The organism is Nocardia miyunensis NBRC 108239, from assembly GCF_001613065.1.
GTDB lineage: Bacteria > Actinomycetota > Actinomycetes > Mycobacteriales > Mycobacteriaceae > Nocardia > Nocardia miyunensis.
On sequence record NZ_BDBQ01000013.1, the window covers coordinates 183,924 to 196,013 of the forward strand.

14 protein-coding genes and 1 pseudogene are annotated in these 12,090 nt (G+C 63.1%); 2 read left to right on the plus strand and 13 right to left on the minus strand.

From position 1 onward, the window contains the following. Positions 1-533: 533 nt before the first annotated feature. Complete coding sequence (locus NM2_RS07500) at positions 534-1,097, plus strand: P-loop nucleotide/nucleoside kinase family protein (protein WP_218025868.1); 564 nt, start codon at positions 534-536, stop codon at positions 1,095-1,097. A gap of 71 nt (positions 1,098-1,168) precedes the next feature. Here the strand turns inward: NM2_RS07500 and NM2_RS07505 are convergent, their stop codons facing one another. The 7 genes from NM2_RS07505 to NM2_RS48795 all read right to left on the minus strand — a co-directional run bounded on the left by NM2_RS07505 (position 1,169) and on the right by NM2_RS48795 (position 6,069). After that, positions 1,169-1,555 (minus strand): hypothetical protein, encoded by a 387-nt coding sequence (locus NM2_RS07505; protein ID WP_067665815.1) that lies wholly within the window; start codon positions 1,553-1,555, stop codon positions 1,169-1,171. A gap of 352 nt (positions 1,556-1,907) precedes the next feature. Next, positions 1,908-2,285: a hypothetical protein gene (locus tag NM2_RS07510; RefSeq protein ID WP_067665819.1), complete on the minus strand. Its 378-nt coding sequence runs from the start codon at positions 2,283-2,285 to the stop codon at positions 1,908-1,910. 602 nt (positions 2,286-2,887) lie between these two features. Beyond that, a complete protein-coding gene (locus tag NM2_RS07515) occupies positions 2,888-3,691 on the minus strand; it encodes a class I SAM-dependent methyltransferase (protein WP_067665821.1) in 804 nt (267 codons plus the stop codon). A gap of 156 nt (positions 3,692-3,847) precedes the next feature. Beyond that, a complete protein-coding gene (locus NM2_RS07520; protein WP_157120948.1) occupies positions 3,848-4,405 on the minus strand; it encodes a hypothetical protein in 558 nt (185 codons plus the stop codon). Between the two features lie 147 nt (positions 4,406-4,552). Next, positions 4,553-4,888 (minus strand): histone-like nucleoid-structuring protein Lsr2, encoded by a 336-nt coding sequence (locus NM2_RS07530; RefSeq protein ID WP_067665831.1) that lies wholly within the window; start codon positions 4,886-4,888, stop codon positions 4,553-4,555. A 411-nt stretch (positions 4,889-5,299) separates the two neighbouring features. Next, a complete protein-coding gene (locus tag NM2_RS07535; RefSeq protein WP_169816123.1) occupies positions 5,300-5,803 on the minus strand; it encodes a GNAT family N-acetyltransferase in 504 nt (167 codons plus the stop codon). Positions 5,804-5,931: 128 nt separating this feature from the next. Beyond that, positions 5,932-6,069, minus strand: a complete 138-nt coding sequence (locus NM2_RS48795) for a hypothetical protein (protein WP_157120949.1) — start codon at positions 6,067-6,069, stop codon at positions 5,932-5,934. Positions 6,070-6,170: 101 nt separating this feature from the next. On the opposite strand from NM2_RS48795, the pseudogene NM2_RS47265 reads away from it, so the two are divergent. Then, a pseudogene (locus tag NM2_RS47265) lies at positions 6,171-6,314 on the plus strand (type II toxin-antitoxin system ParD family antitoxin); the annotation flags it as partial. Positions 6,315-6,486: 172 nt separating this feature from the next. Here NM2_RS47265 and NM2_RS07540 read toward each other — a convergent pair. From NM2_RS07540 to NM2_RS07565, 6 genes are all read right to left on the minus strand, one after another. Beyond that, complete coding sequence (locus NM2_RS07540) at positions 6,487-7,368, minus strand: hypothetical protein (RefSeq protein ID WP_067665836.1); 882 nt, start codon at positions 7,366-7,368, stop codon at positions 6,487-6,489. 44 nt (positions 7,369-7,412) lie between these two features. Next, positions 7,413-8,288 carry an aldo/keto reductase gene (locus NM2_RS07545; protein ID WP_067665839.1) on the minus strand — a complete coding sequence of 292 codons (876 nt, stop codon included), beginning with the start codon at positions 8,286-8,288 and terminating at the stop codon, positions 7,413-7,415. After that, positions 8,210-9,448, minus strand: a complete 1,239-nt coding sequence (locus NM2_RS07550; protein ID WP_067665841.1) for a JmjC domain-containing protein — start codon at positions 9,446-9,448, stop codon at positions 8,210-8,212. Before NM2_RS07550 ends, NM2_RS07545 begins: the two co-directional genes overlap by 79 nt. A gap of 11 nt (positions 9,449-9,459) precedes the next feature. After that, positions 9,460-9,612: a hypothetical protein gene (locus NM2_RS50120; protein ID WP_169816125.1), complete on the minus strand. Its 153-nt coding sequence runs from the start codon at positions 9,610-9,612 to the stop codon at positions 9,460-9,462. Between the two features lie 305 nt (positions 9,613-9,917). Continuing rightward, the gene (locus NM2_RS07560) at positions 9,918-10,493 is read right to left on the minus strand and encodes a cysteine hydrolase family protein (protein ID WP_067665847.1); all 576 of its coding nucleotides are present in this window, start codon (positions 10,491-10,493) and stop codon (positions 9,918-9,920) included. Next, on the minus strand, positions 10,490-11,563 hold the full coding sequence (locus NM2_RS07565; RefSeq protein WP_157120950.1) for a helix-turn-helix domain-containing protein: 1,074 nt from the start codon (positions 11,561-11,563) through the stop codon (positions 10,490-10,492). The genes NM2_RS07560 and NM2_RS07565 overlap by 4 nt, the downstream gene beginning before the upstream one ends. Positions 11,564-12,090: the final 527 nt, after the last annotated feature.

The window sequence follows — 12,090 nt, forward strand, 5'->3', positions numbered from 1 at the left end:
CGGTGTAGTGGGCCGTATCGCGGTGGAGCCTAGCGGGCTGGTACGACACAATTCGTCGAACCAGTTCGGTACCCGGTAGCGGTGAGGTCGTGGGAGTTCCCGGCGGGCACGCTCCCAGTGTCCGCTACCCACAGGACACCGCCGCCGCGGAACCCGCCGAAGAAACCGGCTACACCGCGGGCTGGTGGGAACTGCTCGTTCATATCCACTGGGCCAACGGCACAAGCGGTCACGGCGCACACGTGTTCGCTCGCAATCGATCTCACCGCCGGGATGCAGCACCGGGAACCTACCGAAAAAAATATGCGTCACCGGCGGTTCTACATGCGGAGGTAAAGGGCCTGACGCGCACGGGGTGATCACCGACGGTCCGTCGCTCGCGGGGTACCCGTAAATGAGACTGCGCGCTGGCACCGTGTCGCCCCAGCTCTCGGCCCACCTGCCGATAGTGCCAGACTCCGGCGGGCATATCATCGCAGCGAAAGTTCACGATTGCCCGGTGTCGCCCGTGCACACCCCCTCGAGGAGCAGCGTTGACGAACTCCCCGCAATCCAACCCACCGCAGAGTGGCGTCATCTGGTTGAACGGCACCTTCGGGTCCGGAAAGACCACGGCCGCAAGGGAATTAATGTCCCTAATCCCGGGTTCACGCATTCTGGACACTGAACAAATCGGCTTCCTGCTGCGGGATGTCCTGCCTCCCGAGACGGTCGGCGATTTCCAGGACTGGAGGCCTTGGCGTGCGTTGGTCGTCGCGACCGCGACCGAAGTCCTCGCATACATCGGCGGCTACGTGATCATCCCGCAATCGGTTCTCGTGCAACACTATTGGCAGGAGATTCGCAACGGATTCGACAACGTCGGGGTCTTGGTGCATCACATGGTCCTGCACGCCGGGCGCGAGGAACTCGTGCGGCGCATCGAGGCCGACACGGTTGAAACGACTGCCCGGCAGTGGCGTCTGGACCACTTGGACGCCTATGAGGCCGCCGATACATGGCACCGTCAGGAAGCCCACGTCATCGACACCACCGAACTCCATCCACTGGAGATCGCAGCCCGGATCGCGGCCGCGGCAGGTGTTTCCATCGGCTGACCGGCCCTCGCACGACCTGCGGGAAACGCACTGGGTGCTCTGTTGCCTGCGTCGCAGACACCTGGTGGTACTTATTCGTCGTAGGGGTTGTCGAACAACCGCTCGAGTTCGATCTGCTCCGGGTGCACTCCGAACCCGACCGCATACTCCTTCACCTCGGCGATCCCGTGCGTGTCGTCCTGGGTGATCGTGAAGGATCTGCCTTCGAACACCACGATCATTCGGTCGGCATTGACCAGATGCAGATACCACGACGGTTTGAGCGTGCGGAGGGCTTCACCCACGACCATGTCAATCTCGGAGTCGGCGACTTCGATGAAATGGAAATGCCATTGACCCAGGCTTCCTTCGCCCTCGAGCGCCTGTGCATCGGTACGGATGGTCGTGCTGTTGGTGATCACGCTATCGCAGGTGAAGCTTTCGGCGATAGCGACGCCGCGCCACACACGGTCGGTCATCGGTTCCTAACCCTTCGGACGGGATGGTCAATTCTGTGATACAGCATCACGGTTCGATTGGTGCATCGGTTCTGTCCGCGAGAACTGAGCGAAAAAGGGCGGGGGTCAAGGATTCCGGTTGGAAGGCTGCGCGCGCGTGGGCTGTGCGTGCAACCCCGACGGTGCGTTCGACGGCTGGATCGCCACACTCGCACGTGAGCCTTGCACACACCACGCCTGCGTAGAACGGCACTCGCGCATCCAGAATGTCGGTTGTCCTATGGACGGAGGACCAATCTGGGCGCCGGCCGACTGGTCACGGCTGTCTGGGACGCCGGTAGCCATTAGCGGGATCTTCTCGCTGTGCTGCGAGTTAGTCTGCCGACGATTTCAACAACGATCGTTCGATCGCTTCGAAAATGTCGGCGTCGGTCTTCTGCTGCCATTCCGGCAACTGTTCCCAGTCGGCAACGTAACCAGGCTTCGGGTTCGGTATGTGGCGGTAGATCTGCACGATCCAGCACACGGCGACGAATCGGCTTTTCTGGTCGCGGCTGAGCGTGGCTGTGTTGGCTGCGCCTGCTTCGATGAATGCTCGAACCTGGTCGAAGACGGCTGTAGCGCTTGACTTTTCCCACTCGGGTGTGTCGTCCCAGGGGGTGATGTAGCTGGCTTTGGGTTCGCCGGGGTAATGAGTGTTGACTCCGTCGATCCAGGCTTGGCGAAAGATTCGTCCGCGGTCGTCGTGCACGGTACTCCTCGCGTGGGTTGGTCAGGGTAATGCGGTTGCGAGCGTGGTGATTTGATCATGGAGACCCCGGACGCGCCCGTCAATGCCGTGCGCTGGGATGTACAGATTGCAGCTGTTCCAGACGCCGGGCGAGGTAGCCGATGGGTGCGGCGCGCGAGTCAGATGGCGACGTTACTGTACATGACCAACTAGACCGCATCGCGCTGTTGAGGGTCTCGGTAGCCTAGCGTGCGCTGACCAGCTCTAGCCAGGATCGGCGGAGGGGGACCGGCCTGGACGTGTCCGGCACATCGGTCGAACAAGGGCACCCGTGGCGGCATTTCCTCTGGTATCGCCCCTGAGAGTCAACCCGCCGGGGGCGGAAAGACCGGGCGAGACTGTCATCGCTATCCGGGTGTGCTGCATGTGCGACGAACCGCTGGGCACCTTCCGCGCCGAGACGAGTTGTCCGGAACTCATGTGGCCGAGTGGTGGCCGCGGTATGAGCGCAGGAAGCCAGAGCGTACGCGCCCTTCGCTGGTAGCGGCGACCCAGCACTGCCACTCACCCCGCTGCCTTGGGGTCGATAGGCGAATCGGCTTGCTGTGGTGGGAGTTTGGAGGTCATGGGCGTGTTGCGATCAGGGCTTCGGTGCGAATACTTTCCGGGAAGGTTCCGGAGGGGAATTGTTCGGTCAGGGCATCGCGAAGGTCGCGTTCGAATGCTGCGCGTTGTTCCTCATTGTCGAATTGGGCTGGGGCAGAGAAGGAATAGGAGAACTGCAGCCCGATCAACGAGTCGAGGTCGCGTTCGAGCGTCCAGGTCCATTCCACGGTCTCGACATGTGAGAAGGGGGAACGGCGTAGTACGTCGACGTGTCCCTCGTCGGGGTGGCTGTACGTGCTGGAGCCAGCCCGCCGCTGCGGGCCGAGATATTTCGTTCGGATGGCGGTGATGGTGTCGATCCACGGTGGCGGGGTTAGGGTTTCGGGGATTCCACCGCTGACGACCACGACGGCCCCAGTGGGCAGTACGCGCCGATCGAGATCCCGGAGAATCGCGCTGCGATCCATCCAGTGGAACGCAGCGCCCATTGTCACCAGTGTCAGGTCGGGAAGATCAAGCTCGGACAGCCGGTAGGAGTCTCCGACGATCCAATCGACGTCGTCGATATCGCTGTCCCTGGCCAGGCGTTGGCCTTCAGCGAGCATGCTCGGCTCGGGGTCGACAGCCAGGACGTGACGGACGTGCGTTGCCAGGGGCAGAGCGATTTGGCCTGTGCCGCAGCCTAAGTCGAGTACCTGCTGAGTGCCGTCGAGCGAAAAACGAGTGACGAGGTGATCGAAGAATTCTGGAGGGTAGCCGGAACGGTATCGCGCGTAGTAGGGAGCGGTCGAGCGGAACAGTTTGCCCGGGTTGTAGCGCATTGGATGACCTTCTCAGGGAAACCACACATCTTGTCGAACAGGTGTCGTAGTGCCGCAGCGGATCCCGACATCGCGATGTACGCGGCGGCCGGGCACAAGCCCTGACAATCCTGTCACGCTGGCGTCGACCGGATTCCCCGGCGAGGCCAGCGCGCGTCAGAGGTCCCCGGGGTGTCCCGGCTCGCCGACCGAAGTAGTCATCGCCTTCTCTTCCCGTAAGAGAATCTGAGCGAGTTCGTGGTTCAGCAACCGGGTGAGGTCAGTGATCGTCTCCTGGCCGCTGGGCAATCCCGCCGCGTGTTGGATATAGCGGGCAGCCTTGGCAGAGAACGGAGCAGATACGCCGGGGTCGGCCTTCTTGACCGCGACGAACACCTCGAACGGCAATGGTGGCGCCTGGAACAGGATCCGCGCCGCACTGCGCCAGGTGATCTGCGAGTTCTCGGCGGCACCAGGAAGCGTTTCGTCCGGCAGCTGCTCGATGGCGTCGGCCAGAACATCGGTGATCGCGTCGATACGATGTTCCGCGCTGATCCATGTACCTGGCCGTAACCTTTTCACGATCCGTGTCAGGATCCCGATCGTGACGGGGCTCTGCCCACCACGCGGGTTGATCGCGAGTGAAATGCTGTGCTCGCGAAGGTTTTCGAGTTCGACCATCACCATGGACTGCTCCCGGTCGACCGCGGAAAGCGCTGACATGCGCTCAAGCATTCCACGGACCAAGATCAACAGGCTACGTGAGCATCAACTCAAAGATGTCGAATGGTCGCTTTTCGAGCCTGTGGTCGCGGTACGCATCAGCACCGAATCGGGCAGCCTCTCACACCCCGACACGATCCCGGTGTGGTGGCCGCTGAGCTAACTCGCCTTGTTGTACGCCTCCAGGATGCTGGCTTGTATCCGCCCGCGACTGGGTACGTCATAGCCGTTCTTGCGGGCCCACTCCCGAACCGCTTTGGTCTGTTCCTTATCCGCCACAGTGCGATTGCTGACCGTGCTCTTGGCCTTGGGGATCCGGCCGACCTTGCGAGCGGGCTCAGCCCACTGCTCGAACGCGTTGCGCAGCTTGCCCGCGTTTTTCACCGACAGATCGATCTCGTATTCGACACCATCGATACCGAACACGACGGTCTCCTGCGCTGCGGACTTACCGTCATAATCGTCGATCAATTCGACGGTGACCTTCTTCGCCATACGAGCCTGCCCCTTGTCTTCATCACACTGCCGGAGAAGTAAGCGTAGAACGTCGACAGGCAATGCGCACGATCGGCACGCGACAGGGCAACATCCCGCGCGGGCGCGGATGGGGGTGTAACCCCTCACCCAGAGGGGATTTCAAGCGGTCGCGGCGTGTCGACAACAGTTCACGGGCACCGCGCTCGGGATCCCCGAACGCGATCGTCAGTGTCTGCGAAACCCTCACCAGTTCCAGGACTGCTTGTCCGCGCAAGACAATCCGTTCACCGGCACTCCCTGCCGGGCATTACGATCGAACCTATATGCTCGAAAACGAATCGGTGTTGTCCCAGCAGGGAAGAGCTGAGCGCACGCTCGGCATCAGCCGTTCGGCACGAACAGGGCAGATTCGGTCGTAGTCCACGACCTTCACGATGGTGTCTCGGAGATGGTTCGGGTCATCTCGAATTCTGCACGCGGATCGTCGCGGGAGATCGTGCCGATACGACCCGTGCGCGTGAATCCGTTTCTCGCATAGAGGCGTTCGGCGCGGGAATTGTGCTCGGTGACCTCGAGGTGAATGGTTGTGTGGCCGTTGGCGGCCGCCCAGGCGACAACTGTCTGCACCAATTGGTCGGCGATGCCGGTTCCGCGGACACGGGGATCGACCCACATGGAGAACAGGTGCACGCTGTTGCGGTCGGTATCGACGGCGCCGGCTACGGTCCCGACCGTTCCCTGTTCGGTGACCGCGACGAATTGCGTTCGCTGGGAGATGCGGTTGCGCCATTGCTGTTCGGTCCGAGACTGTGCCTCGGGCAGGTTCGCCCCGAACGCGGCAGGGGCGTCGGCGAGAGCCCGGAGCCTGATGTCGCGGAACAGTGCCCAGTCATCGCCGGAGAGCACATGGATCTGTGTGGTGGATGCAGACACTCGCATACCTTCCCTTCAGGCGGTTCACGCTGCGCTATGGCATTCTTGAGAGATTGCTGTCCAGACTCGTGGTGGGCTCCTTCTCGCGGGGTCGTACGAGTGGCTGGCAGGGAGGTGTTGGGCGCACATCAAAGCCCGGTCAGGTGCTCATGGCTTTGGTCGGCTGCGGCGTAGAGCGTGGTCCGCGGCGTCGAGATCTCCGGGCACCGCCACACCTGTAAATAGACGCGCGAGACCGAATTCGTCGTGACCAGCTTGTCCATCATCGATGCCGACGACCAGTGATCGCTGACTGGCTGCAAGCACCATCGCGATCGCTGAAAGTCGTAGCCTCATGCTCGTGGATAGATGCGGGCCGACCGGGAACGACCATGGCACCCGTCTGCGTGTGATGCGAGAGGCACTTGACGCTGGCGAACGCAGTGGTCCCTCCACGGTGTTCGACTTCGATGTCTTCCTGGCTGCGGCTGCTGCCCGGTCGGCTTGCCGCTTAGACGATGGTTCTCACTGATCGTTCTGTATCGGTCATCGGTCGCGAAGGCCCGGGAAGGTTTCGTGTTCGGTGCTGGAAATTCACGCATTGCGGGTAGCCGGGATGTCCGTTCCCGAAGTGCCGAAATCTGTTCGCTCGCTGGGGCTGAGGACGACTGGCCGACGTTGGCCGAGATGGGGCCGGTGATCGCCTACGGACGAAGGTTTTCGAGGAGCTCTGCTGCTTGTTTCATGGTGGGTTCGTAGGCGGGGGTGGAGGCGAAGCTGGGGTCGCTGAGTTCCTTGGCGGCGTAGAACAGGGCCATGATTCTGCCGGACCTGGTGGTCAGATCTGCTCGGCGTTCGGCGTATACGCGGTCGGCGAGTGCGGGGACCATGATCGAGTTCATCCACAGTGTGGCGGCGTCGAGGCCGCGGGGAGCCAGGCCGAGGTCTTCCCAGTCCAGGATCCAGCAGACCGGCGCGGTGAGGTTCGACCACACCAGATCGGCGTGTGCGGGGACCCACGGGTGGTCGGTGATCGTGGTGTCGACTCGGCCGGGGAATACCTGTTCGATGGTGTCGGTGACCAGCGCTTGAGTGATCGATTGTGTATCGGGCGTGGCGATTCGGGAGGTGTGTTGGCGGGCGAGGTTGTCCAGGGACTCGTTGAGGGTGCGCCACCAGGCCGGGGATAGATCGGGTTCGGTGAGTGGGTATCCGATCGGTTGTGCGGCCGGGCCGGTGATCAGTTCGCATTCGTCGGCGCGCCACAGCACCTGGGTGGGTTCGTCGAGCCAGGACACCGTCTGGTGCCAGCGGGGTTTGGCGATGCCATCCAGCAGCGTCGAGGCTTCGATGCCGTTGTTGATCTGTGCTTGGGCTGCGGCTTTGCCGATCGGGCGTGCTTCGATCCGTATCCACGTATCACGATCGGATTGCACACCGACCGAGCGTCGCTTGCGCACCATGGTGGATTCGGCGAAACGTGTTCCCAGCCGGGCTTGCAGTTCGGTGAGTATCTGCTCGATCGGCTGCTTGCGCAGGTCACCGGCTTCCGCTACCTGCGTCGGCTCGGTTGCGGCCTCTGCCACGCCCTGTCTCCTTTTCCTGTGTGCCCCGGCCTGTTGGAGGGTGCTTACTGATCTGTTGCTGGTGTTCGGGTCTCGGTGCTGATCAGCTGGCGGTACTGGATGATCGCGTCGGTGTCGATGTTGATGTCGGTCGCGGCGATCAGGTCGGTCAGGTGCGCAGGATCGCTGGTTCCGACGGCAAGCCGGGTGACGGAGGGGAGTTCGTATGCCAGCCGGAAAGCTACCGGTATCGCTGAGCTTTGTCGATGCGACGGCGCGAATGCGGACAAGTCCGTTGACTGCCACACCGCCTCGGTGGTGCTGCCTGCGAAAGGGCTCATGCCCCAACGCATCTGCGAAGGGATTCGGCACGCCGCACTGATTTTCTCCGCCGAGGTCAGCACCACCTCGGGCACGGTCAATCCGGCGCGGACGAGCAGCACCTCTGGTGCGTGATCGCGTGTGCTGGCCTGGATTATGGCCGCTACCGGGCGTGGGTCCCAGGTCGAGAGGCCCCAGCGTCGGGCCAGGCCTGATCGGACTGCGTCGGCGAGCGCGGCGCAGGCGCCAGCGAACCGGTCGCTGCCTTCGTCGGTCGACAGGCCGGACAGGGTGCGCTCGGGGTTGTGCAGGAACACGACGTCCGGTGTGCGGCCGAGGTCATCGGCGGTCTGTTCGATGGCGGTGCGCAGCCGGTCGGGTTCCAGGCAGTGCGTGGAGTGCCCGCGGGGGCCGGGGAAGAACCCGACCTTGGTCGAGAGGGTGAATTGGGGGAGGAGGTCACCGGCGGTCCGGGCGAGTTGCCGGTGTGCGGTGAAATCGCGGTAGTTGTAGGCGGTGTCCACACCGCGCACCCCGAGGCTCAGGGCGTGTTCGAGCAGGCGCCGGTCGGGATCATTCCGGTATAGCCCGAGGACAACGCGTCGGTCATTTCTGCGCATACACCCTCCGTGATCAGTGTCTGTGCCACCACGTCGGCGTCGATGCCGGTCGCAGCGGTTGCGGTGGCCAGCTCGACCGGGTGCCCGGACAGCAACAGCCGCAGCACCGGTTCGGCGGCGGTGGCGAAGGTGATCCGCTTCCCCGCGGCCACGACGTCGACGCCGTGGTCGTGTGTCTGGATGTGCGGGGGAAAGTCGCTGATACACGCCGCGGCCTGGGCTGGGCCGAAGACGCCACCGGTTGCTACGTGGCGGGGTGGTTGGCGTTGTTGTTCTCGGGCAGCCAGATACGCCGAGATGGGGTATTCGGCGAGCAGTTGCGTCATGCCTGCCGCGAGCTGTTCCTCCTCGCGAGCGCGGTCGTGGATGCCCGTGGGTTGGGATAGATCGGGTCGGGACAGGTCGTGGCGGAACAGTTCGCGTTCGCGACTGCGGTCGGCGACCCAGGACATCCAGTCGACCCCGGTTCTGCGTACGAACCCGAAGGTCATGTGCAGGCTGTAGCCGGCGCCGCAGTTGGTGCGTGTGGCGTGATGCCAGTAGCCGCGGGGGATGTGCATGACATCGCCGGGTCGCATCGTTCCCGACCACACGATGTGTTCGGGTGCAACGGAATTGGGTGCGGCGTCCCGATACATCGGCACCGGTCGTGATGTGCCCCGCACTTCCCAGGACTTCTCGCCACCGATCTGCACGATGATGACGTCGTGGTCGTCCCAGTGCAAGTCGAACCCGTCGGCGTCTTGGGTGGTCAGATAGGTGTTGACCTGCACAATTTCCCGCGACCACCATTGCAGTGCTCGGCACGCGACCTCCATGGTCGCGTCGAAGGAATCCAGCGCATCGAGCACGACCGAGCACCCGGATTGCATGAACTGGTTCAAACGATCCATGTTCACCATCGGCAGCACCTGCGACCGGCGGGTGACCAGTTGCGTCAGGTAGGCGTCGGGGTGCAGTTCCTGGCCGTTCTGAAAGCATCGGAACTGCGGAGGAGAAAGGCTGCGGCGCATGAGGATATCGAGCAACCCCGCTGGGGTGAGCATCCTGGTGCACAGGCCCGGGTCGGGCATGGTGCCGCGCGCGAACGCGGCACCGAGCCCGTCGACCCCGTGCCATCCCAGCGCAGTCTCGATTGCCCGGGTCAGGTAGTGGTCCATGGGTCGTGTCTTCAGGACTCGGGGATGTTCAGGCCGTCACCACCGGAACTGCCGTGCCCGTCTCCACCACCGCTGGTGCTGGAGTCCGAGTGCACCGCATCCAGGCGTCCCCGCACACCGGCCAACTGCTCGACCGCAATGACCAGGTCCTTCTTAGCCTTCATACTCAACTCCCACCTCTCGACAACGAGCGCCGGATACGCGCTCATCGTCCAGAATGCCTGCCCGGCAGGGCATTTGACCCGACCACGGCTGCGGACCTTTTCTCCGCCACATCACCCGCCGGTGACCGGCCGAAACAACGGATCGACACGGCCAAGGTCCGCACCCCTGGGGAGTTCGAGCGGCGACTCGGAAAGTGAGTGCCAGCGCGGCCCCGCGCCCCCCGGGACTGACGGACTGCCGGGGCGAGTCGACGCGAGAAACAGGACAGCAGCGGAGCCTCGGGCCCAGGGCGTGGGCGGGGGGCTCAGATCGCTGGCTGGTCGTCCAGAGCGCGCGTGCGGAATTCGGTCAACCGAACACATTCGGCGTCGATGAGCCAGTCCAGATATGCCACCGAGGCGTCCTTGCTCTCGCGGAAGGACTCGATACCCTCGTAGACCAGAGATACGCGGTAGCCGCGGTTGTAGGCGTCGACGGAGGTGAATCTGAGGCAGACATCGGCGGAGTAGCCGATGACGTAGATGTGGTCACAGTCCAGGCTGCGAAGAATATCGTCGAGGTTCGTGTTGTAGAAGCCGCTGAAGCGTTTCTTCTCGACGATGAAATCGTCCGGTTTGATCGACAATTGATCGATGACCTGAGCCTGCTCCACACCGCGGACGAGGTTGCCGCACCAGGTATCCCCGGCCTGCCATGCTTTCGGCCAGTCGACGCGGTCCTCACGGTACAGCGTGACCACGTAGATCACCGGGATGCCCGCTTGGCGAGCGATGTCGACGATCTCGTGGCATCGTTGCCCCAACTCACCCCGATCGAGTTCAGTGTTCTCCACGAAGAAGAACTCCTGCATATCGATAACCACCAGCGCGCTCTGTTTCATGCGGTCCTATCCTTCTGTTGATGTCTCGCAATCGCTTTCGATATGAGCCGCAACGCAGGTTCCAGAATATCCAGAATCGCAGCCGATCTGTGCGGTTCGAGAGTGTCATTGTCTCCCACGGGGTTTTCGGTCGTGAAATTCAGATTGAGCACACCCACCGCATCCGAAACCCCCGGTTCCGGTGACCGGATCGCCACCGCGAGCAACGCAGCGAAGTAGCATTCCTCACGCCAGTACTCGTAGCGGGATTCGATCTGCGACACGACCTTCGGTGCCAAACCGTACTCCGCGCGCGAATACAAGCCACGGAACGAGCCGACATAATCGATCCCGCCAGACAGGAACGCGTTGCCGCTGCCACGCCACGCAATGCCGTGCACTTGAATAGGAATCAGGCTCGGCCGCGTGGTCCGGCGCACCCCGCTGGCCCACACCTGCAACCACCCCAGATCGCTGACCACCCCGTCCGCTACGGGCGCTGCCGCACCAGCGGGAGTTGGGTTCTGCACCGGCACAACGACATCGAGCCACGCGACATCCCGGCACACCAGCGCCGCGATGACACGGTTCAGCGTCGCCAGCAGCTCATCGATCTCCTCGCAGTAGTACGTCCCCCGTTCAACGATGCCCACACAGCACTTCACGTACGCCCCCCAGTCGGCGGCGGCATCCGCGAAATCAGCCGTGCTGCTGGCAGAGACCGATTCCTGCACCGCATCCGCGCGAGCCACCGCCGGATCGGTGGCGCGCAACGCAACTCGCTCGGCGCGGGTCATCGCTTCGAAATCCGCGAAATCCACCAGCATGTGCACCTGCGTACCGTACAACCGGGCCAATACCGACAACGTCTGCACAGTAGGTTTTACACCGCCGGTCGGCCACGCTTCGAAATCGGAAATCCGCTTGCCGCTCATCGGTGCCCGAGGATCGCCCAGTACCTCGTTGAACTCGGCGGCGACTTCGTCTTGGGTCATCCCGCGCACATGCCGCCACGCCTGACGAGGGCGAAATCCCCACCGCATCCCGAACTCTCGCGCAATCTGCTCGACTGCAAACCCCTCCCGTTGCATCGCGCGACGCAGACGCTCACGCGCGGCCCTGCCACCGGATTCCTGCCTCGCCACCGCTCCCCCCCGAACCCTGAAAGTGCACTGTGCGACCCGAGCTCGCGCAGTCATCGAATGATCAGATGTACTGTACGCCAACCAATTTCCGCTAGAAGGCAGATCCCCAGCGGGACAGGCCGACCAGAATCGGCAGGCCGGTGTACTTGACCATGGCGGTGGAGGGAGATTCTGCTCGTGATGTTCTGCACGCAAAGAGGATGTGCCTGAAGGATGTTCGTGTTCCGTGATGCCCTGTGGGGCGTGCGGGGATTCGAAATATGGCTAGACTCATCGGGTCTGGTCGACCGGCACCGCCGGTCCTCCCGGCTCGAACTGCGCTTCTCGCCTGGTCCGAGAACCTCGTGCTTCGCCTCGCCGTGGTGAGGCGAAGGCCCGCCCCGGTAGTTGGGCTGGGTCTGCCGCCGGAAATCGCCGGTGGCATCGCAGAACGAGCCGGAAGGACGGTTGGCATGTCGAACGAGGCTCCCGAG

What these genes read in the sequence shown, in the direction of transcription:
- NM2_RS07550 (WP_067665841.1), bottom strand. Translation starts at nt 9,448, where the DNA reads ATGGACCACTACCTGACCCGGGCAATCGAGACTGCGCTGGGATGGCAC.
- NM2_RS07530 (WP_067665831.1), bottom strand. Translation starts at nt 4,888, where the DNA reads ATGGCGAAGAAGGTCACCGTCGAATTGATCGACGATTATGACGGTAAG.
- NM2_RS07505 (WP_067665815.1), bottom strand. Translation starts at nt 1,555, where the DNA reads ATGACCGACCGTGTGTGGCGCGGCGTCGCTATCGCCGAAAGCTTCACC.
- NM2_RS48795 (WP_157120949.1), bottom strand. Translation starts at nt 6,069, where the DNA reads ATGATGGACAAGCTGGTCACGACGAATTCGGTCTCGCGCGTCTATTTA.
- NM2_RS07560 (WP_067665847.1), bottom strand. Translation starts at nt 10,493, where the DNA reads ATGAAACAGAGCGCGCTGGTGGTTATCGATATGCAGGAGTTCTTCTTC.
- NM2_RS07515 (WP_067665821.1), bottom strand. Translation starts at nt 3,691, where the DNA reads ATGCGCTACAACCCGGGCAAACTGTTCCGCTCGACCGCTCCCTACTAC.
- NM2_RS50120 (WP_169816125.1), bottom strand. Translation starts at nt 9,612, where the DNA reads ATGAAGGCTAAGAAGGACCTGGTCATTGCGGTCGAGCAGTTGGCCGGT.
- NM2_RS07545 (WP_067665839.1), bottom strand. Translation starts at nt 8,288, where the DNA reads ATGCGCAGAAATGACCGACGCGTTGTCCTCGGGCTATACCGGAATGAT.
- NM2_RS07565 (WP_157120950.1), bottom strand. Translation starts at nt 11,563, where the DNA reads ATGCAACGGGAGGGGTTTGCAGTCGAGCAGATTGCGCGAGAGTTCGGG.
- NM2_RS07520 (WP_157120948.1), bottom strand. Translation starts at nt 4,405, where the DNA reads ATGCTTGAGCGCATGTCAGCGCTTTCCGCGGTCGACCGGGAGCAGTCC.